This is a genomic window from Psychrobacter sp. DM4, from assembly GCF_051307035.1.
Taxonomy (GTDB): Bacteria; Pseudomonadota; Gammaproteobacteria; order Pseudomonadales; family Moraxellaceae; genus Psychrobacter.
This window is the reverse complement of sequence record NZ_CP195536.1, coordinates 2252973-2273230: the sequence shown is the minus strand read 5'-3', so window position 1 is coordinate 2273230 and position 20258 is coordinate 2252973. Positions and strand designations below refer to the sequence as shown.

The 20258-nt window shown below is 44.8% G+C and carries 18 protein-coding genes; 7 read left to right on the top strand and 11 right to left on the bottom strand.

Going from position 1 to position 20258, the window contains the following annotated elements; all coding sequences use genetic code 11:
• The first annotated feature begins 23 nt into the window (after window positions 1-23).
• The 3 genes from ACR64G_RS09660 to ACR64G_RS09650 all read left to right on the top strand — a co-directional run bounded on the left by ACR64G_RS09660 (window position 24) and on the right by ACR64G_RS09650 (window position 1794).
• A complete protein-coding gene (locus ACR64G_RS09660) occupies window positions 24-305 on the top strand; it encodes a succinate dehydrogenase assembly factor 2 (RefSeq protein WP_435979084.1) in 282 nt (93 codons plus the stop codon).
• Window positions 306-399: 94 nt separating this feature from the next.
• Window positions 400-876 (top strand): hypothetical protein, encoded by a 477-nt coding sequence (locus tag ACR64G_RS09655; protein WP_435979083.1) that lies wholly within the window; start codon window positions 400-402, stop codon window positions 874-876.
• 201 nt (window positions 877-1077) lie between these two features.
• Window positions 1078-1794, top strand: a complete 717-nt coding sequence (locus ACR64G_RS09650; RefSeq protein WP_435979082.1) for a YidB family protein — start codon at window positions 1078-1080, stop codon at window positions 1792-1794.
• 91 nt (window positions 1795-1885) lie between these two features.
• Here the strand turns inward: ACR64G_RS09650 and ACR64G_RS09645 are convergent, their stop codons facing one another.
• The 3 genes from ACR64G_RS09645 to trmB all read right to left on the bottom strand — a co-directional run bounded on the left by ACR64G_RS09645 (window position 1886) and on the right by trmB (window position 5818).
• Window positions 1886-2983, bottom strand: coding sequence for a regulatory protein RecX (locus tag ACR64G_RS09645; RefSeq protein WP_435979081.1), 1098 nt, complete (start codon window positions 2981-2983; stop codon window positions 1886-1888).
• A gap of 34 nt (window positions 2984-3017) precedes the next feature.
• Complete coding sequence (gene recA / locus ACR64G_RS09640) at window positions 3018-4079, bottom strand: recombinase RecA (protein WP_435979080.1); 1062 nt, start codon at window positions 4077-4079, stop codon at window positions 3018-3020.
• A gap of 908 nt (window positions 4080-4987) precedes the next feature.
• Window positions 4988-5818 carry a tRNA (guanosine(46)-N7)-methyltransferase TrmB gene (gene trmB / locus ACR64G_RS09635; protein ID WP_435979079.1) on the bottom strand — a complete coding sequence of 277 codons (831 nt, stop codon included), beginning with the start codon at window positions 5816-5818 and terminating at the stop codon, window positions 4988-4990.
• 244 nt (window positions 5819-6062) lie between these two features.
• Between trmB and ACR64G_RS09630 the strand changes: the two genes are divergently transcribed.
• Window positions 6063-6992: a DUF2628 domain-containing protein gene (locus ACR64G_RS09630; RefSeq protein WP_435979078.1), complete on the top strand. Its 930-nt coding sequence runs from the start codon at window positions 6063-6065 to the stop codon at window positions 6990-6992.
• An 84-nt stretch (window positions 6993-7076) separates the two neighbouring features.
• Here the strand turns inward: ACR64G_RS09630 and ACR64G_RS09625 are convergent, their stop codons facing one another.
• From ACR64G_RS09625 to gmk, 8 genes are all read right to left on the bottom strand, one after another.
• Entirely contained in the window at window positions 7077-8978 is a 1902-nt protein-coding gene (locus tag ACR64G_RS09625) for a monovalent cation:proton antiporter-2 (CPA2) family protein (protein WP_435979077.1), read from the bottom strand.
• Between the two features lie 78 nt (window positions 8979-9056).
• Window positions 9057-9761: a hypothetical protein gene (locus ACR64G_RS09620; RefSeq protein WP_435979076.1), complete on the bottom strand. Its 705-nt coding sequence runs from the start codon at window positions 9759-9761 to the stop codon at window positions 9057-9059.
• Window positions 9762-9894: 133 nt separating this feature from the next.
• Window positions 9895-11046, bottom strand: coding sequence for a cation diffusion facilitator family transporter (locus ACR64G_RS09615; RefSeq protein ID WP_435979075.1), 1152 nt, complete (start codon window positions 11044-11046; stop codon window positions 9895-9897).
• Between the two features lie 129 nt (window positions 11047-11175).
• Window positions 11176-13422, bottom strand: a complete 2247-nt coding sequence (locus ACR64G_RS09610) for a primosomal protein N' (RefSeq protein WP_435979074.1) — start codon at window positions 13420-13422, stop codon at window positions 11176-11178.
• A gap of 123 nt (window positions 13423-13545) precedes the next feature.
• Entirely contained in the window at window positions 13546-13926 is a 381-nt protein-coding gene (locus ACR64G_RS09605; protein ID WP_435979073.1) for a Rid family detoxifying hydrolase, read from the bottom strand.
• Between the two features lie 36 nt (window positions 13927-13962).
• Window positions 13963-16146: a RelA/SpoT family protein gene (locus ACR64G_RS09600; protein ID WP_435979072.1), complete on the bottom strand. Its 2184-nt coding sequence runs from the start codon at window positions 16144-16146 to the stop codon at window positions 13963-13965.
• 367 nt (window positions 16147-16513) lie between these two features.
• Window positions 16514-16774: a DNA-directed RNA polymerase subunit omega gene (gene rpoZ, locus ACR64G_RS09595; RefSeq protein ID WP_435979071.1), complete on the bottom strand. Its 261-nt coding sequence runs from the start codon at window positions 16772-16774 to the stop codon at window positions 16514-16516.
• A gap of 157 nt (window positions 16775-16931) precedes the next feature.
• Window positions 16932-17564 carry a guanylate kinase gene (gene gmk / locus ACR64G_RS09590; RefSeq protein WP_435979070.1) on the bottom strand — a complete coding sequence of 211 codons (633 nt, stop codon included), beginning with the start codon at window positions 17562-17564 and terminating at the stop codon, window positions 16932-16934.
• A gap of 333 nt (window positions 17565-17897) precedes the next feature.
• Here gmk and ispH point away from each other — a divergent pair, with 333 nt between their 5' ends.
• The 3 genes from ispH to ACR64G_RS09575 are packed head-to-tail and all read left to right on the top strand — an operon-like array spanning window position 17898 to window position 19959.
• Window positions 17898-18854 carry a 4-hydroxy-3-methylbut-2-enyl diphosphate reductase gene (gene ispH / locus ACR64G_RS09585; protein ID WP_435979069.1) on the top strand — a complete coding sequence of 319 codons (957 nt, stop codon included), beginning with the start codon at window positions 17898-17900 and terminating at the stop codon, window positions 18852-18854.
• 17 nt (window positions 18855-18871) lie between these two features.
• Window positions 18872-19117 (top strand): hypothetical protein, encoded by a 246-nt coding sequence (locus tag ACR64G_RS09580; RefSeq protein ID WP_435979068.1) that lies wholly within the window; start codon window positions 18872-18874, stop codon window positions 19115-19117.
• A 26-nt stretch (window positions 19118-19143) separates the two neighbouring features.
• Entirely contained in the window at window positions 19144-19959 is an 816-nt protein-coding gene (locus ACR64G_RS09575; protein ID WP_435979067.1) for a thioesterase family protein, read from the top strand.
• The last annotated feature ends 299 nt before the right edge of the window (window positions 19960-20258 follow it).

The window sequence follows — 20258 nt, the reverse complement described above, 5'->3', positions numbered from 1 at the left end:
AACGTACCCTCATGAGACTTGATATGACTAAAGAATTGCACCCCGAACCAACTATCGAGCAGCGTCGCATCATTTATCAAGCGCGCCGCGGTTTAAAAGAGTTGGACTTTTATATTGATCCCTATATTAAAGAGCTGTATCTGACTGCTGAGCAAACCGAGCAAGACACCTTTGCTCAAATGCTCACTCATGAAGACCCCGATCTACTTGATTACTTTACCAATCAAAGTCAGCCAGACGATAAGGCAATTTGGGATCTGGTTAATAAAATAAAGACTTGGCGTCATGCCAAAGACAAATTGTAACTCTATACTGAGTACAGGCTTTTAATCCAAATCAACTTTCTATCGCTCAACTCTTATACGAGCGCTTAGTTGTCAGAAAAAAGAGTAGGAAGTAGTGCAAGAGACTTCGATTATAGCGTCAACTGCTGAGCTGCGTATAGATACCAAGGTAAGTGCTACCAGTCGTATCAGTATGCTGCTATATATCGCTTTGACTTTAACAATGTTAGTGCTCGCCTGGTTAGCCCAGTTGTCATTATGGCAATATATTCTGATTATGACTATAAGCGTATTCGCTTTTGGCTACATTACGCTATCAAAACCTATAGTGCTACATTTGACCCAGCCGCCTTTAGATCAGCGTATCGATAGACACTGGCAATTACTACTGCGGATGGGGCGAGGAGATGAGTTATGGCAAGCAGGACTGATCGATGCGCATCGCTATCCGCTGCTAATACATTTTGATTTTATGGTGACAAGCCCTTACCAGCGTACGCTATCTATAACGATATTTCGTGATCAGGTGAGCACAGATGACTGGCGTAAACTTAATATCCTCGCCAGTATTTTGCCTTCACAATCTAATTAAATAAGCCTTAACCCTCTTAATCAAGCGCTGATCTGAGAAAAGCTATAACAAAACACCTAACTCTATTAAGAATCAGATTTGCTATATTATTGATTGAATCGACTGTTGTTATAAGTTAAAGTTTTTGATATATAACTTAGAGCAGTCACATAAATGTGGTTCAAATAGACATTTTAAATAAAATAATTAAAGGAATATATTATGAGTTTATTAGGTAATTTGGTATCGCAAGTTGCACGTCGCGCTATGGATCCAGAAGATGCACAGCGCAATCCGGTAAATCAGCGCATGAGCCCACGCCGTACAGGGGGTTTGGGTGATATCTTGGGTGGTGTCCTTGGCGGGGGTACTCAAGCAGGCGGCTACAATCCGCAGCGTTATGAGCGTCAGCAAGCAGACAATGGCTTTGGTCTAAATGATATCTTAGGTGGCCTAACAGGTGGTAGTCAACGCGGCGGCATGAGCTCAGGTGCTGGCGGTCTAGGTGATATCTTGGGTAGTGTGCTTGGCGGTCAGCGCAGCCGAGGTAGCTTTGGTGGTAAAGGGATGCTAGTTGCAGCGCTGATGCCTATGGTGCTCAGCTGGATTCAACGTAATGGCGGTTTAAGCGGTGCACTGTCTAAGATTACAGGTATGGGTCATGAAGCGCAGGCGCGCTCTTGGATGAGTAATAGCGAGCCCAATGATAATTTAGACCCTAGTGAGGTTAACCAGCTATTTGACGAGAACGAGATTCAGCAAGTGGCGGCTAGTACAGGCGCTAATGATACTGAAGTACGTCAAGGTCTCGCTGAGCTGTTACCAGAGGTGATGAATCAGCTCACTCCGCATGGCAACTTAGAGGATGAAACTGAAGCCAATCAAGAGATTGATCAAATCATCGGTCAGCTATCAAGTCGTTTAGGGTCATTTAAATAACGTTTTATCTTCACGTAGTTCGTTTTTGCCATAAAAAAGAGCACTTAAAGTGCTCTTTTTTTTGGTTTTAATTTGAAGTACGTGATTAGTGCTAAAAGCGCTCCTCCAAAGTCTCAAGCGTATACTCAAGGGCAGCAAAACAAATATCGCCCTTAAAGCCGCGATACTGCAAAAACCGCACTTGCCGAGCTTTGTCTTTTTGCTCAGTGGGTACATAATCGCCATATTTCTTGGTACGGGCGGTAACCGCTAGTTTAAGCCAATCAACGCCTTCAACCAAGCTGTCATCATCGTCATCGACGAATTCTCTAAACTCATCAGACTCAGTATTGGCCATATCGATCAGCTCATCGATATTACTGGGCATAGCGATTTTTTTTTGATAAAACGCTTGCTTGATACGACCACGACCGCGACCCTTGCGAATGTTTTCTCGTATCAGCATCAAAGTTGTACGATAATCGCTCTGATATCCTTTTTCTTCAAACTCATCAAGTAGGGCGTCTATTTTGTCCGGATCTTGTTCTTTATCTATCAGTTTTTGTTTGAGCTCCGCTCTACCATGCTCACGCCGCGATAAGTAATAAAACGCCAGCCAACGTAGCCGACTTTCTGCTTTTATGGCATCCGTTTGCGCTTGTTTTTGTTCTGGAGTACGCAAGTAGGCTTTTAGGGCGGAGGGCAGGTTATCGAGCTGAGCTTTGGTCAGCTCATTTCCAGATTGAGCGCTAGAATCGGTAACAAGTTTAGAGTTAATCTCATCATCTGAAGGGCTATTTAATTTGCATTCTTGGGTGTCTATGCTACTTTGATCAACGTCAATATTACGTTTAACTTCAGCAAGGATATCTCTTATACTTTGCGATTCGGGGTCTTGATAGAGGGGCGTACTATTAGGCTCAGCCTCAAAGGTAGCTGCAGGATGAAAGCGTTTTTTAGGCTTCTTGTTTTTTTTTGAATGACTTGTAGCGGGTTTATCATCGTTGTTTTTTCTGGTGCGCGTACGAGTCGATTCTGTCTTGTCGTCATCGCTATTAAAAGAATGACTTTGAGTAGAAGAGGAGTTTTGAGAAGACCGCTTATTTTTTTGAGTTTGTTCTTTTGACTTTTTTTTAGGTTTAGGCGTAGCGCTAGAGGCCGAGTCAGTATCTGACTCGGCCAATATTTCAGCTAATGTTTTAATTTGCATAATGGATCATCACGCGATTTGTCTTGGTAGCAGATTACTGAACGGCGTCAGTCTCTGGCGTATCTAGCATCGTATCGCTGTCTTCTTCAACGATAGCATCGCTCGCAGAGCCAAGTTTTTCAGCGCGGATTTTACTTTCAATCTCCTCAGCGATAACGGGGTTCTCTTTGAGATAGAGAACAGAGTTGGCTTTACCTTGACCAATCTTTTCATCGCCATAGCTATACCAAGAGCCTGCTTTGCCGACCGCACCAATCTCAACGCCTAAATCGATAACTTCTGCTAGATGGTTGGTGCCTTCGCCATAAGTAATCTCAAACTCAGCTTGACGAAAGGGCGGTGCCATTTTATTTTTGATGACTTTGACACGGGTTTGGTTACCGATGATCTCGTCACCATTTTTGACCGCACCAATACGGCGAATGTCCATACGTACAGAGGCGTAGAACTTGAGCGCATTACCGCCAGTCGTCGTCTCTGGGCTACCGAACATGACACCGATTTTCATACGAATTTGGTTGATGAATACCACCATGCAATTTGAGCGTTTGGCATTACCAGTAATCTTGCGTAGGGCTTGGCTCATCAAACGTGCTTGCAAGCCCATGTGTGAATCACCCATCTCGCCTTCGATTTCAGCACGAGGCGTCAACGCAGCAACAGAATCGATAACGATCATATCAACCGCACCTGAGCGCACGAGCATATCGGTAATCTCAAGTGCCTGCTCACCATTATCAGGCTGTGACACCAACAAATCATCAGTTTTTACCCCAAGTTTGCGGGCATAAACAGGATCCAAAGCGTGCTCAGCATCGATAAAGGCACAAACGCCACCTTGTTTTTGACATTGGGCGATCGCTTGCAAAGTCATCGTCGTCTTACCAGAGCTTTCAGGGCCATAAATCTCAACGATACGGCCTTTGGGTAGACCACCTATGCCAAGAGCGATATCAAGCCCTAAGGAGCCTGTTGAGACGACGTCTACATCAAGCACCGCAGAGTCATCACCTAAGTGCATAATAGTGTTTTTGCCGAATTGCTTTTCGATTTGACCTAACGCCGCTTTAAGTGCTTTGGCTTTATTGTCATCCATAGTGGATTCCTTTTTATCAATGAATCATTCAAAAATAGAAGTACAGTCGTTTTGGAGCCTAGTAATCAATCGTCACGACAATAACGTTTTACGCATAGTTATAAGTCTACTATACAGTAAAACCATGAGAAGGTTAACGGACGTGTTGAGCTAAGAAATAAGATAGTAAAGACCTAATTTTCAACGTCCTACGGGTTTATTCGATAAGGTGATTATAGCAAAATTTATGTCCATTAGCGCTATTTCAGACAGTACAGACGACAGTGATTGTCGCTTGTAATCTCACCACTATTCATCCTAAAGCTAATGCCAATTTGACAATACAAGCAGAGCGGTTTTGTCAACACTTAAATAAGTTGTCCACAGAAAAAAATTCTTTACGTTTGAGACTTGTGAAACATAAGAGTGATAAAAAATTTATTTTATAAATATTGAAAATAATTTTACAGCGGTAATAAATTGACGTAAGTCACTGATTTATATTGGAAATAAAATTGTATGAAAAGTAACCAGTTTTACCTTATCCTTTAAGCTATCAAGTTAAATACTTGTCAAGTCGCTAGTTATCCACAGGGTTATCCACAGCAACTGTGGAGAACTCTTATAGCCCTTATACCGCCTACGATTGAACCTAACGAAGAGACAAAGGTATTAATCCAGAGCTGATGTTCTACAAGGTTTCATAGCAGTGACAATCAAAAAAACGAGACAAGGTAGCACTGTTTCACGTATTAGAAAATTTAATATATTGATAATAAACTGGCGATGTAATCAGAGATAAAGTTGTCAAACAGTAAGAATACTTTATAGGTACTGATATCTAAGCGGATATGGATGCAAAAAATCGGCCGCTCTAGTGAGTAGAGCAGCCGCTTGTATAATAAGGTATGGATGATAGGCAGTGAGAATCAGTTCTTAATAAAAATGAGATCCCAAACGCCGTGCCCACGATCGATACCACGACGCTCAAACTTAGTCATAGGACGAAAATCTGGGCGCGGGGTAAACTGACCTGCGCCTGCTTGATTGCTTAGTCCTGGAACGTGGTCTAACACTTCTAGCATCCAAAACGCATAATGCTCCCAGTCAGTAGCGGTATGGAACCAGCCGCCTGACTTTAGGCTACGCGTAACGATAGCCATGCGCTCGGTACTCACAAAACGACGCTTATAATGACGTTTTTTTTGCCAAGGATCAGGGAAGTACAACTGAATGCGATCAATATGTTGCTCTGGCAGCTGCTTCAATAATTGAATAGCATCACCGTTAATGATTTTGACGTTTGTCAGATTTTGTGTGCCTGCCATATAGGCGCACTTACCAATCCCAGGCTCATGTACTTCAATGCCAACAAAATTGCGGCTAGGATCCGCCGCTGCCATCTCGATGAACGAGTCGCCAAGACCAAATCCAATCTCTAAAGTCAGCAGTGCTGCGCTACCGTTAGGCGTATCATCGAACAATACTCGCAGATCATGAATATCATCCAAATTGCCGTCACCGGTGCTCTTATTGACCAAGTAATGCGCAAACTGCGGATCAGTGAGCGCCTGCTCAGCGTTTTTGTTCATGTGGGTGCGGCGCTTCATAAAGGTATTGACGATACGTAGGTGTTTATCGTTGCCTTCAAGTTTTGCACGTTCTTGATCTTTATCCAGATTCTCGCTATCAGCAGGGTGGTCGCTATCAACAGGGTGATGGTTATCAGTAGATTCGTCGCTATTAGGAAATGAACTCATAAGATTAATTTGGCTTAATTAAGTAAAAATGTGAGCGTATTATAGGTGAAATGGGGACTGGTGTGAACGATTATCCTCTGCTAGCACGTCTACAGTTACTAGGCATATAACCAATCTGCCTAAGCTGAAGCGAGTTTGATAAGAATTGGTTATCATTGCACCTTTGCTTTGTATACAAGCCTATAATAAAGATGACCTCTTGCACTTCTAATCTGCTATTAATTTATTCATAGAGCCTATCGTTATGCTGTTTATCGAGACAGAGTCGCCACCACCGTTTTATCAAGAAAAAATAACCCCAGCGCGTCGTCGACAGCTGGATCAGTGGTTTATCGGTCAGCGCACCCAAAAGTATTATCTACAGCGCTTTGAGCAGTTCGATATACAAGGATACTTATCGCCTAAATGGCACTGGGCGGCGTTCTTCATTACCTTTCCTTGGCTGCTCTATCGCAAACGTTATATGGATGCGATCGTCTATAGCGTTGCTGGCTGGTCGTTTATTCAGCTCAATATTGCCATTGTACTGGTCACTTTTGAGTTTGTAGCGATGTCCTTTGTGCCAGACGCTTATCAGATGGTGACCCGTATCGGCATTGCCGCTATCATCTGGCTGTTTTGGTCTTTTATGGTAGCGCGCTGGACGGATGCCTATTATTACCGTATGGCAAGGCGTGAAATCGCCGATGTTTTGAATGATTATCCTCGGGATGAGGTGGCGCAAAAGGCGCAGTTGCAACGCGAAGGCGGAGTAAGCTTATTCGGCTTGTTATTAGGTTTTGGGCTATTTGTGTTTGCACTTACCGTCATCAAGGTACAGTTTTTACCTATTATCGCTAAACCTCAAGAGAATGAAATACTCTTTAATACTTACGATATCGCTAAGACCACACAAAACAAGGTGGCGCTACTTTATGCGCAAACAGGTCAGTGTCCTACGGATCTATCGCAAGCGATCGATGATCCGAAAGTCAAGTTACAGATTGCGATAGAGGCTGCAGGCGCGACTGATACTGACTGCGCTGTCATCGCTACCATTCAAAAGGTAAGGTTTCCGCTGCGATATCTTAATGACCATACGCTGGTGTTTTACCATGAGCCAAATAGCGACAACTGGCGTTGCACAACTTCTCTGAATGAGGACTTAGCGCCAGTGAGCTGTTCACCGAACTAGCGCTCGACTAATTCGCTATTAATGGTTGTGAACTGCTTTAAGAAAGTTTGCATGCAAGTTCTAATAAAGGTATTTTAATCGTTATCAAGAATTGGGATGGATAGTAATGTTACCCGTATCGTTATTATCATCTTCATCAACTGGAGTGGCTTGATTCCTAAGTGCTTCCTCAAATTCGCCCAAATCCATCTTGCGCGCGCGGCCAATATCTTCATCAAATAAACTCTCAAGCTCTGCCATAGCAGATTTCGCCGAAGCAATCATGCTCGCTTCATCATCGTAGATGGCTTGCTGACGCTCTATTAGGTCATCGTCATAGTCACGGAAGGTTTGAATGGTTTCGCGAGCCTTTTCAGGGGTGATACCGAGCAGTTGTAATGACTCACGTGACATATCTAACGAGGACAAATAAGTCTCACGCCAAATATGACGGACGCCAACCTCACGTAAGCGATAATAGTGCTGGCGGTCGCGGGCGCGCGCGAGGACGACTAAGTCTGGATAATTGTGATGAAGGTACTCAGCTGTGGTAATAGAGCGCTCTAGGTCGTCGACTGCGATAATAAAGATACGTGCCTTATCAATCCCTGCGGCTCGCAAAATCTCAGGGTTTTTTGGGTCGCCATAATAGACTTGGTTACCAAATTTTCGCACGAAATCAACGCGGTTTGCTGAGCGTTCAATGGCCGTAAATTCGATATTGTGCATGCGCAGTACGCGTCCTATGATCTGACCGACGCGCCCAAAGCCTGCGATAATCACAGGATGCTCATGATCAGGTATTGTATCGTAATCACGGCTCGGCTTACTCTTGGCAAAGAGTGGCTCACCGACCTTTTCGAGTAACAAAAATGCTAGTGGCGTCAGCGCCATAGAGATGGTCACTACAAGGTTTAAAGTGTTTTCAAGCTCAGGTCTGAGAACATTTTGGGTTGAGGCAACATTGAAAAGTACAAAGGCGAATTCACCGCCCTGCGCGAGTGTTACCCCTAGACGGATACTAGTCGGCCAGCGATTGCCAAAGGCTTTGGCAATACCTGCAATGACTGAGAATTTGATGAGCATTAGCGCGATGGCACAGCTAATAATAAATATGGGGTGAGCGATAATGAATTTGACATCAGTAAGCATACCGACTGACATAAAAAATAGGCCAAGGAGTAGACCTTTGAACGGCTCGATACTGGCCTCAAGCTCATGACGGTACTCAGAATCCGCTAGCAATACACCAGTCAAAAATGCCCCTAATGCCATAGATAGACCAATTTGACCCATCAAGATAGACACACCCATGACGATAAATAAAGCGACGGCGGTCAGTAGCTCTGAGGCACCGCTTGAGGCCACAAACTTAAAGAACGGTCTAATAACATAACGACTGGCAAGGATAAGACCTGCGAACACGGCAAATACTTTACCGAAATAAATGAGATCATAGCTTTGCTCACGTACCCCTGATAAGAAAGGAATAACGGCCAGTAGCGGGATAACGGCGATATCTTGGAAAAGTAAAATAGTAAAGGCTTCGCGCCCATGAGTGCTTGAGAGTTGCTCTTTTTCGTTCAGTATTTGCAAGACAAATGCGGTAGAGGAGAGCGCTAGACCAAACCCTACGATAAACGCGGTGTCCAATTGTAAAGAAAAGAACTGATACATGATCGCCATCAGTATCGTGCCAGTCAAACCAACTTGCAATCCACCTAAGACAAATATAGAACGCCGTAGTGCCCAGAGTCTTGAAGGCTGTAGCTCAAGACCGATGATGAACAGCAGCATAACCACACCGAACTCTGAGAAGTGTAATAGACTCTCAGCATCGCCTGCCACATCAAGCACACTAGGGCCCAAAATCAGACCCGTAATCAGATACCCTAATACAGTAGCAATACCAAGGCGTTTGGCAAGGGGAACAAAAAGTAGGGCTGCACCCAAAAAGATCGTGGCTTGTAGCATTAAATTCGGTGAGCCCGCGGCGGCTGCGAACATAGGTGTTCCTTTGTTTGATATAAGGTATAGAGGTATAGTCGTGATGCCAATATGTTTAGAGTAGTGATAGTTCAGACGTTATTTTTTGCGGTATATCTTCCAGATACCATTGTCCGCAAGCGGGTTATTATAAGCATCATTGCGGCGTTTACGCGGGGTCTGTCTGCTATCTACTATCTTAAAATCTGGCAGCGCATGAACAATAAGACCCGTGCGATAAAAGCGTATGCGTTCAGGTTCGATCATCTCACCCTTTTGGTCACGGCAAAATACATAAGCTCGCAAATCAATAAACTCACGATGCGCGACCAATCTAGCCTCGTCATCACCGTCCAATACCCCTGTCATACGAGCAATCTCATCGCTACTATAATCGCCGCACTTGTCTGTCAACGCACCGACTGAGCCAAAGCTTTTTGATTCTTTGGCTCGTGTTTTGGTTAGATGCAAGCGCTGGACATGATAGATAAATTGCGGAATCTCAAGGCTTGCGGGCAGGGGCAGGAGATCGGGCGGCAAATAAGCTGCGGGATAAAATGCCATGGCACGCGCTATAAGATTTTGCCAGCGCTGCTGATAGGCTTGCACTTCAGCCAAATTGCCCTCAAATATAGGCATGTCACGAACCTGACGTAAAATATCGGGCGGAAACTGCTCATTACGAAAACTAGCTATGTCCTCTTGTAACGTCGATAGCAAGGCTTTTGCTTGTTGTTTGCCACCTTTTGAGACAGGGTCATCGATGTAGTCGGGAGCGACAAAGGGCGCTGAGCGTCTAGACATGGTCGTAAAGTCCGTTTGGGATAGAATATAAAGCTCTAAAATTGGCCTGATAAATATTTATCTAATAAATAATGCTAGCACAGACGCTCAAAGCTGCGTAAGTTTTCTGCTAATTTAACCGCAATATATAGCATTAGTGATTGTGTCCGGCATGACTGACATCAACAGGACGCTCTGAGATATCGCACACTAGAGCATCGCTATGAGTGTCTGTTTGCGGATGCGATGAGCTCTCCACTTGAATCGTCACATGATGAATACCTAAATCCAATAGTCTTTGCTCAAGCTCTACAATGAGCAGATTAGACTCTGAGATACTCATATCGCCATCGACTACTACGTGACACGATAGAGCATTGAGACCGCTAGTGATACTCCAGACATGGAGATCATGTACCTTTTGCACTTGTGGGTGCGCCACCAGCTGCTGCTCAACATTGACAAGCGATATATTAGCAGGTGTGCCTTCCATCAAGATATGTACCGAATCACGCACCACGCGGTAGCCACTGACCATAATAAGGACTGCGACAATAACGGAGGCCACCGCATCTGCCCATATCCAACCAAAACCTATCATGAGAAGCGCTGCTATGATAGCGGCAACTGATCCTAGCAAATCACTTAAGACATGCAAATAGGCACTTTGCATATTGAGATTGACAGGCTCTTTGCTGTCAGACGACTGATCTTCACTTACGCTATGATCGTGACGCTCTGCGCTGCTACTGCCTCTATGCATGAGCCAAGCCACAAAAATATTCACCAGCATGCCGATAGTAGCGATAATAAGCATACCTTGACTGGCAATTTCGATCGGGGTGTTAAAGCGTTTAACAGCCTCATAAAAAATCATTACTGCGATAATGACGAGGGTAGCGCCATTTACCATAGCGACTAAAATCTCAAAACGCTTGTAGCCAAAGGTTTTCTGATGAGTCGCTGTTTTTTCGCCAATTTTAAACGCTATTAAAGTCGCACCAAGAGCGATGGCGTCACTGAGCATATGACCTGCATCTGAGAGAAGCGCTAGGCTCCCTGTCAACCAGCCGCCAATGGCCTCAATAAACATATACCCGGTAATGATAATAAAGCTGATAAGCAAAGTACGCTGGTAGCCTTTAGTATCGCGTGGCGGCGAGGTCTGTTCTAGATGTTCGTCGTGATCGTGACTGTCTTGGGTATCGATGGTATAGATTTTTTGATCATCGTGTTCGCCATGCGCATGATTATCACCATGGGCACCATGACTATCGTGCTTAGTACTAGGGTCTTTTGGATTCATAATAATGCTCGAAATAAATAACAACTGATAAGTATATAACGACTTTGAATTTAACATATCTATACGATAGAAGCTTTATGAATAAACAGCACTACCTAAAATACAGTCTCAAAACTATCAGTCTCAAGATTACCAGCCTACAGGATCGATATCTAAAGTCAGTTTTAGATATTTAGCGCTTGGCATCGCGAGTACAGACTGCCACCATTGCTCTAATACGCGGTGCAATTGCTGACGGTCTTTGGCCAGCAATAATAGCTGCGAGTGGTAGCGACCATTCTTTTTGCTCATAGGCGCATCAATAGGACCGAGCACCGCTAAATGATGTGGCTTTGGCAAATGAGCTACGGCATCGGTCAGTGCTTGCGTGGTCGCGGCCAGCGTCTTACCTTCACAGCGGATGAGCGCTGCATGACTAGAGGGCGGTAGACCCATCATTTTGCGCTCTTTGAGTAGCGTGCGTGCAAAAGATAGATAGCCATCTTTGACCAATTTTAAAAGCAGTGCATTTTCAGGCTGCAAAGTCTGAATGAGTACTCGTCCAGGCTTATCCCCGCGACCTGCGCGACCTGCGACTTGAATCATCAATTGCGCGGTATGCTCAGGTGAGCGAAAGTCAGCGGACAAAAAGCCGCGATCCGCGTTAGGCAAGCAAACTAAGGTAACGTTGGGGAAGTGATGACCTTTTGCCACCATTTGTGTACCAACTAAAATAGCAGGTTTGCCCTCGTTGATACGCTGATATATCTTTTCCCAACTGTCCTTGCGACGCGTAGTATCACGGTCGATCTGAATGATAGGGTAGATGTCTTTGCTGGTTTGCGGATTGGCAAAAATAGCATGTAAGTTGTCACTTAAGCGGGTAGTGCCCATACCTTTGGCGTCTAGATTAAGGCTGGCACAGTCGGGGCATGTCGTTGGGATATAAGCTTGCCAATCACAGTGATGACACTTTAGATAAGAGCTGTGTTTATTATAGTGCACTGTCATGTGCGCATCACAGCGTGGACAGTCCGCCTGCCAGCCACACGCTTCGCACAAAAGCACAGGCGCATAACCACGACGATTCAAGAATATAAGGACTTGGTCACCTGCTTCTAGCGTTTGCTTGATGGCACTGATGAGCGCATCAGTCAGTCCAGTATCGAAAGGCTCGCCGTCATCTTGCGCCTGCTGATGCGTGCTTTGCAGGCGCGCATCAATCAGTTGCATCGTGGCAGGTTTGGCAAGTCCTGGACGCGTACGGAGTTGGTACTCTACCAGCTTGCCATCGTCAACCAGTTTTAGATGCTCAAGGGTCGGAGTGGCAGTACCCAGTACCACTGGAATCTTGTATTGATAACCGCGATACAAAGCGACATCAGCGGCGTGATATCGCAAAGTGTCTTGCTGCTTGTAGGAGTTATCGTGCGCTTCATCAACGATAATGAGACCTAAATTGGCAAAAGGATAAAGCACCGCTGAGCGCGTACCTATGATGATTTGGGCGTGACCCGTGCGACAATTCTGCCAGCCTTGCATACGGTAGGTGTTGGTCATGCCAGAATGCAACAGGATAATCTGCGCCGCAAAACGACTGGCAAAACGCGCGCGCGTCTGCGGCGTGAGTCCAATCTCCGGCACCAAAATAAGCACTTGTTGACCGGCTTCAAGTACGGTTTGCATGGCTTGTAGATAAACCTCCGTCTTACCACTACCAGTAATACCGTTGAGCAAAAACCCAGTGTACTCCTGAGCCCTATGCGCGTCATTGATAGCGTCGACAGCGAGCTGCTGTTCCGCGTTTAGATCAAGCGGCATCTTGGCTAAGCTCACTGGTTTGGACGGCGCTTTAGGTTCGATATAGCGCTCAATCAGTCCTTTATCTTCTAATGTTTTTAAAAAGGGTCGCCTCATTCCTTCTAATAATAATACGTCTTCACTAGCGCCGCGGCTGCCATGAAGTTTGAGCATATCGAACTGCTGCTTTTGTTTCGCCGCATTGGCCCGAAAGTCATCGCCCGTGACATGCGGCAAGATACGCCAATGGGTAATAAGTAGGTCTAAAGGCTTACCTTGACGCACTAGCGTTGGCAGCATGACGGACAAAACATCACCCAGAGGATAATGATAGTAGCGTGCCAGCCAATGTGCCAATGCACGCATAGTTGTATCTAAAATAGACTCGTTATCAAGGCATTTATTAATAGGTTTTAGCTTGCTAATAGGGACGTCACTCGCGGCTTGCGAGGTATAGGCGACGACAATGCCAACGAGGGTTTGACGACCAAAAGAGACCTCGACGCGGCTACCGATTACAGGCTGCGGGGTATCCGTCGGCACACTGTAATCAAACACTCGATATAGAGGAACGGGTAGGGCAACTTGTACCAACATAGAGAACGCTCGCAACCTATTTGAGTTTGAAAGTACCGTCTGAAAATCATTTAGACCAAAATAAGCAAGCCCAAACGGGACGATTTGGGCTTGTTTGTTTACTCTTGTACTACCAAATCGTGATTATTCGAGATACATAATAGCTTCAATCTCAACTACACCGCCTTTAGGTAAGGCGGCGACTTGTACGGCAGCTCTCGCAGGGTAGGGCTGTATTAAATTAGCGACAAAGACGTCATTCAAAGCTACAAAGTCGTTTAAATCAGTCAAAGAGACGTTGAACTTAACGACATCATTGATACTACCGCCCGCCGCTTCGCATATGGCTTTTAGGTTAACAAAGACTTGCTTGGCCTGTGCCTCAAAGCCCTCTTTTAGTTCCATGGTTTGCGGATCTAAGCCCAGCTGACCTGAGATATAAACTGTATTGCCAACCTTAACCGCTTGCGAATAAGTACCAACGGCCGCTGGCGCGTTATCTGTTTGAATGGTTTGACGACTCATTTTTAGTCCTTTTAGTTTGTTTTTTTAGCAGAGGTATTATAACTGATACAAGCGCATGATATTAGGAAAGCCCAACACGGAGCGCAGCTCGCGAATGCCTTTGGCTAAATGATTGCGACTACGCACAATAATATGAACGACAGTATCGACGCTACGTACCTCTATATTTTCGACACCGACGTTCAATTGACGCAGATGATAAATCACCTCACTGATTTGCTCATCAGTTAGAGCAATAGAGACCTTTAAGTAGGCGGAAAAACGTATCTTGCTATCGTATTCATTCGACTCATTTTGTTTGACAGCGGTATCGTCATGCCATTGTAATTGAATCACTTGGTAGGGGTTGTCTTTACGGATCTCATCAAGAGAAAAGCACTTGTGACGATGGACGACTAAACCGTGACGAGAGAGATGACCGACAATAGGATCACCATAAATAGGATGACAGCAATTAGCAAAATCAAACTCAACGCCTGCCGCATTAGCAACCAATTGCTGCGGCTGAGACATTTCAAGATCGTTTTGCTGTGTTTGCAGACTTACCTCATCGTTAAAGAGGCGCGATACCACCAGTTGTGGCAATAAGGTACCTGAGCTAATCTGCTCGAACAAGGCGTCTTTAGTGCGTAGACCGCGCCACTCTAACAGATTATCCCACTCACAGTCATGTAAATCATCAAGGCCCTTTTGATAGGTCTTTAGGGCGCGATCAAGGGCTTGCTTACCATGACGTTGCTTCTCTTCAGCAGACAAGTCCTTGAACCAACGCAAAAGCTCTTTTCGCGCTTTATTAGTAACTACAAATCCAAGCCATTCGGCTTTTGGCTCTGAGTGTTTGATGGTTTCAATCTCGATCGTTTGACCGTTTTTGACGACCGTACCGAGTTTAGCCTCCTTACCATCGACGTTCGCACCAACGGCGACATTGCCTACTAAAGGTCCAACCGCATAAGCAAAGTCAAGGGCGGTCGCCCCTTGTGGTAGCTCATAAGCCCGACCCTTTGGGCTGTAACACAGAATTTTACTTGAATGAAGATAATTCATCAGCTCGTTAATGGCGGATACCGCAGCGCTAAAGTCGGTACTGTTCTCATTCAAAGTATCTTCATCGACCAAATCTTTCATATTACGTAGGGACGCCTGAATAACGGACTGACTGACATCTGAGGCGTGTTCTGCACCGATAACCCCAAGTCTGGCAGCACTCAGCATTTTTTTGGTTAAAATGATGACTTTGATAGTGTCATTATCGCGCTCATAGATCAACGTCAAAGACTGGTTACCACCAGGGAGTGGCCTGCGAATATTGTCCTGAATATTAGCATCTTCAATCTGATACTTTTTAATCAAATAATAAGCCAGCTTGTCACAGGCCTCGATATTGTCCAAGACAATCTCAAAAGCATAATGACGCAGTAGCGCATTAATCTCACCGCGATTTCGGAAGAACTGACGATAGATAACGACGCGATTGTCTAGTACTTTGACATGTCCATTTAGATCTAAATTGTTGAGCACTATGCTCAGATAACGATGGATGGCCTCTCTTTGAAAGTTGCGACCAAGACCGTGCTGTAATAGCTTGTCAGATAACTTGTTGTACATATCAAAGTCAAGGTTGCGATAACAAAGTACCTCGATATAATCAGCAATATCATTTAGTCCCATGAGACGGGCAAAGGGCACATAAAAATCAAGGGTTTCTTGCGCAGTGTCGCGCTGTTTTTTGGGGCTAACCGCATCAAGGGTCGACATATTGTGCAGGCGATCAGAGAGCTTTATAATCAAGACGCGCGGGTCTGCGAGGGTCGCGGTCAAAATCTTATGAAAGGTCGCCGCTTTGTTTTGCTGCTTATTGTGAGCTGAGGATTTGAGTTTGGTGACGCCATCGACTAACCGAGCTACGGATTTACCGAAGCGTGTCTCAATTTGCTCGCCGCTGACCTCAGTGTCCTCGACCGTATCATGCAAAATGGCGGCGATGATCGTATCTCGATCTAGACGGAATCCTGCCAATATTTCAGCGACAGCAATCGGATGGGTGATATAAGGCTCACCTGATTTACGCTTGTCCTTGATATGAGCCACATCACCAAACGCGCAAGCGTCAATGATATCGCAGCGCTCATCCGCACTTAAATATCCCACTGAGCGCAGCAGATTATATTGGGCATCATCGACCAAGTGATGGCTAAGCTTGGGTAAAGTCTGACTCATAGAAGGGCTATCCTAATGCTAAAGAGAGGTTGTTGATTTCACTATGGTCAAGATAAACAATTGAGACATGAGAACTACTAAAACGCGTGAACCATCCTCTAATTAATCGCAAATTGTCCCCAATGTCAACTGTTAAGCGAGTAGGGGTAATAAAAACTTTAGTATTCACAGTTATACTGATTACTTTATAACTATGTGGCTATATACGACTATCTTTTTGTCTCTACCTAGCACCTCAAAGATCTATTTAGCTTTATATGTTAGAGATTACAAGTATCCGGTGTGCTAAATATAAAGGGTCACAAATAGCAAAAGCCACCGCGTGAGCAATGGCTTCTGTCAGTACAAGTACCAAGTATATCAATAATTAAAAACCATGATCCCCTGACAATGCTAAATCAAGTGAACTGGTCGCAAAATTATGCTCAGGTTGACTGAGAATATCGCGGGTAATCTTGCCTGCGGCAATCTCGCGTAGCGCTAGAACGGTAGGCTTGTCGTTATCGACTTCAACCAAAGGCTCAGCGATGCCCTTTGCTAATTGGCGCGCGCGTTTGCTGGCGACCAAAACCAACTCAAAGCGATTATCCACATTATCCAAACAGTCTTCAATCGTCACTCTTGCCATAGCTAGCTACCTCAGTTGTCTCTATCGACAAATTACCCTTTATGCGAACAGCAGGGATAAATATATCAATAAAATATATATAAGAATCAATAACCCGCTATTATATCATTTTTGTGCAAGGGCGTCATTGCTTTTTGCTATTGACACCGCTTGGTTGCTAAGTATCTGTATCTGCGCCATTGGTGAGCAAAGTTGCAATCGTTCTATGATAACGTTGTTGCTGACGTTCTAGAGTCTGCCTATCGGCGACGATAATTGCTTTGAGCTCTGTTAATGCTACCTCAAAGTTGTCGTTGATAATCACAAAATCAAAATTAACGTACTGCGCCATTTCAGTGACCGCGCCTGCGAGCCGTTTTTCTATGACCTCCGAGCTGTCTTGACCTCGGGTAGATAAGCGCTGGCGCAAAGTGGCAATGCTTGGCGGCAATATAAACACCATCGTCGCTTGCGCAAATATCTTTTTGACTTGCAAAGCGCCTTGCCAGTCGATCTCCAAAATCACATCAACGCCTGCTTGTAGCTGCGCGCGTACGCTCGACTCTGAGGTACCATAATAATTCCCAAATACCTCAGCATGTTCCAAAAACTGATTGTCATTAATAGCGCTCACAAAATTATCGACGCTCGTAAAATGATAATGATGACCATCAATCTCGCCTGGACGCGGCGCGCGAGTCGTATGAGAGACACTAACACTCAAATCATTGGTCGTCGCTAATAGCTGCTTAACCAAAGAGGTCTTGCCCGTACCTGAGGCTGCTGTAATAATAAATAAAGAACCTGTCATACTATATGTCCAAGTAAGTGTTTTGGTGAGTATTTAACGTAAGCTATCGAAAGTAAAAAAGATATCAGAGATGTTAATAGCGTGTTTTTTGATGACACGATAACTGGAGGCGTACTCATTATTATAGGTCGTCATTATAAACCGCTTTTGCCAGCTAAAAAAAGATTTTGTACCTCAGCGTGTTTGTTAAAAGATACCGATAAGCATGTTAAAAGCTCATAAAAGTTAAAACGCAATAAAAGCAAAATATGCTAAAGTGGAGCATTCATTTTATTCCTACTTTAGATGTATATCTAAGCTTTGATTCCAAATTATCCAATGATAGGTCACCTTATGCAAATTTATCTTGCCAATCCTCGTGGATTCTGTGCTGGTGTGGATCGCGCAATTGCGATCGTCAACGAAGCCTTGATGCGTTTTGAGCCGCCTATTTATGTGCGTCACGAAGTGGTGCACAACAAGTTTGTAGTCTCAGATCTAGCCAATCGCGGTGCGGTATTCGTCGAAGAGCTCCATGAAGTACCAGATGGTGCTATCGTTATCTTTTCGGCACATGGCGTCTCAAAAGCAGTTGAGGACGAGGCTGAGCGCCGCGATTTGACGGTGTTTGACGCCACTTGCCCACTAGTGACCAAAGTCCATATTGAAGTGGCAAAGTTTGCGCAAGATGGTATGGATGCCATACTGATCGGTCATGCCGGTCACCCTGAGGTAGAGGGTACGATGGGGCGCTTCAATCGTAAATACGGCGGCGAGATTCATCTGGTCGAGGATGAAAAGGATGTCGACGAGCTTACGGTACAAGATGCTGAGCGTCTCGCTTTTGTCACGCAAACAACGCTATCTATGGATGATACGGCGCGCGTTATCGATGCGCTGCGTGACAAGTTTCCAAGTATTCAAGGCCCGCGCAAAGATGATATTTGTTATGCCACCCAAAACCGTCAAGATGCAGTAAAGGATTTAGCGACGCGCTGTGAAGTCGTGCTGGTGGTCGGCTCTCCAAATTCTTCAAACTCTAACCGTTTGCGTGAGCTGGCAGAGCGCATGAATTGTAAAGCTTATCTTATCGATAATGCACAAGAAATGGATAAGCGCTGGTTTGATGGCGTGAAGAGCGCTGGCGTCACTGCGGGTGCTTCTGCGCCTGAAGTGCTCATTCAGGAAGTGTTGCAACAGCTGCAAGACTGGGGCGGTGAGTTACCAAACGAGCTGGCAGGTATCGAAGAAAACGTGACTTTTAGTCTGCCCAAAGCCCTACGTATTCCAGTCACTCAAGTGGGTAGATAAGAGTAAGAGAAGACCTCATGAAAAAACAAAGAACGAAGTTTGATTTGGCGCAGGCTGATATCACTGAGATTAATAAACAGCTAAAAGTAAATCTGTTTGTTATTGTCATGGTTATCTTTGTATTAAGTATCAATATGATTCACTTTGTCCGAGAAAAAAGTCTATTTTACGCCATGCTCACTTTACTTATGGTCGTTTTACTTTTCTTTATCATCAAAGCACGTAGAATTCTAAAAACGAGACAACAAGTGCTGACTCACTAACTCATTCAATAACATAGAGGATCACTATGGCTGCGTATTATCAGTTTATCGAACGCAAGCAACAGACAGATGGCAGTACAGTGGCACAGTATAAGCCTACCAAACATGTACAAGGTGCTTGGAATGAGCATGAACAGCATATGGCGCCCGCAACAGGACTTCTTGCCTCTGAGCTAATTGGATTTGATCCACAAGAGAATATGCGCGTTGCTCGTATCAGTTTGGATATTTTGGGATTGATACCGCTAGGTGAGTTTACGATTACTACCCGCTGTATTCGTCCGGGAAGAACTATTGAGCTTGTCGAAGCCGTTATGAGTAGTCATGGCCGTGATAGTATTATCGCGCGGGCATGGCGACTGATGACGCAAGATACTAGTATCATTGCCGGTCTAGAGGATGTGCCAGCCAAGCATCAGCCTAGTGAATTGCAAAACTGGGATGGTATGAAAGGTTGGCCGGGCGGTTTTATTGATACAGTACGCTTAGTCTCCGATGCTGATCGCCGCGCTGGTCGCGGTATGGTCTGGATTACCAACGACATTGAGATGGTAGAGGGCGCGCCTATAAGCGATATGGTACGCCTACTTGGTATGGTAGATACTGCTAATGGCGTGGTACCAAGGCTTGGACTTGGGCTCTCAAATCTTGAGTGGATGTTTCCCAACACCGATCTGCAAATCCACATGCACCGAGAGCCAAAGGGGGCTTGGCTAGGTATCGAAGCGGTGCAACAGTACGGCGCTGATGGTATTGGGGTAACCAGTGCGGTACTCCATGATGTACACGGTCCATTTGGACGTAGTGAGCAGATATTGACCATTCGTCCGATGCCACGCTAGTTTGATGCTGTGCTAAATTATGATGGCATTTTGTACTAGGGCGTGTCCTCAATCTAAACGATAATATCTAAATAGGTTCAAAATTTATCTCATTTTTATCACCATTTTCAAAATGAGGACACGTTTTAATAAACGATAATACCGCTTAAGTATCCTTGAGCGGTATTATTGTTTATTAGCGGTCTATCACTCATTTATGCTTGAAATTTTCTCTTACGACCCTATTAGTATAGACAGCATGACAGTAAGCTAAGTACTAATTACTGTTACTACTTGATAGTCTTTTTTTACCTAAATCA

What these genes read in the sequence shown, in the direction of transcription:
- ACR64G_RS09660 (WP_435979084.1), top strand. Translation starts at nt 24, where the DNA reads ATGACTAAAGAATTGCACCCCGAACCAACTATCGAGCAGCGTCGCATC.
- ACR64G_RS09650 (WP_435979082.1), top strand. Translation starts at nt 1,078, where the DNA reads ATGAGTTTATTAGGTAATTTGGTATCGCAAGTTGCACGTCGCGCTATG.
- ACR64G_RS09645 (WP_435979081.1), bottom strand. Translation starts at nt 2,983, where the DNA reads ATGCAAATTAAAACATTAGCTGAAATATTGGCCGAGTCAGATACTGAC.
- recA (WP_435979080.1), bottom strand. Translation starts at nt 4,079, where the DNA reads ATGGATGACAATAAAGCCAAAGCACTTAAAGCGGCGTTAGGTCAAATC.
- trmB (WP_435979079.1), bottom strand. Translation starts at nt 5,818, where the DNA reads ATGAGTTCATTTCCTAATAGCGACGAATCTACTGATAACCATCACCCT.
- ACR64G_RS09630 (WP_435979078.1), top strand. Translation starts at nt 6,063, where the DNA reads ATGCTGTTTATCGAGACAGAGTCGCCACCACCGTTTTATCAAGAAAAA.
- ACR64G_RS09625 (WP_435979077.1), bottom strand. Translation starts at nt 8,978, where the DNA reads ATGTTCGCAGCCGCCGCGGGCTCACCGAATTTAATGCTACAAGCCACG.
- ACR64G_RS09620 (WP_435979076.1), bottom strand. Translation starts at nt 9,761, where the DNA reads ATGTCTAGACGCTCAGCGCCCTTTGTCGCTCCCGACTACATCGATGAC.
- ACR64G_RS09615 (WP_435979075.1), bottom strand. Translation starts at nt 11,046, where the DNA reads ATGAATCCAAAAGACCCTAGTACTAAGCACGATAGTCATGGTGCCCAT.
- ACR64G_RS09610 (WP_435979074.1), bottom strand. Translation starts at nt 13,422, where the DNA reads ATGTTGGTACAAGTTGCCCTACCCGTTCCTCTATATCGAGTGTTTGAT.
- ACR64G_RS09605 (WP_435979073.1), bottom strand. Translation starts at nt 13,926, where the DNA reads ATGAGTCGTCAAACCATTCAAACAGATAACGCGCCAGCGGCCGTTGGT.
- ACR64G_RS09600 (WP_435979072.1), bottom strand. Translation starts at nt 16,146, where the DNA reads ATGAGTCAGACTTTACCCAAGCTTAGCCATCACTTGGTCGATGATGCC.
- rpoZ (WP_435979071.1), bottom strand. Translation starts at nt 16,774, where the DNA reads ATGGCAAGAGTGACGATTGAAGACTGTTTGGATAATGTGGATAATCGC.
- gmk (WP_435979070.1), bottom strand. Translation starts at nt 17,564, where the DNA reads ATGACAGGTTCTTTATTTATTATTACAGCAGCCTCAGGTACGGGCAAG.
- ispH (WP_435979069.1), top strand. Translation starts at nt 17,898, where the DNA reads ATGCAAATTTATCTTGCCAATCCTCGTGGATTCTGTGCTGGTGTGGAT.
- ACR64G_RS09580 (WP_435979068.1), top strand. Translation starts at nt 18,872, where the DNA reads ATGAAAAAACAAAGAACGAAGTTTGATTTGGCGCAGGCTGATATCACT.
- ACR64G_RS09575 (WP_435979067.1), top strand. Translation starts at nt 19,144, where the DNA reads ATGGCTGCGTATTATCAGTTTATCGAACGCAAGCAACAGACAGATGGC.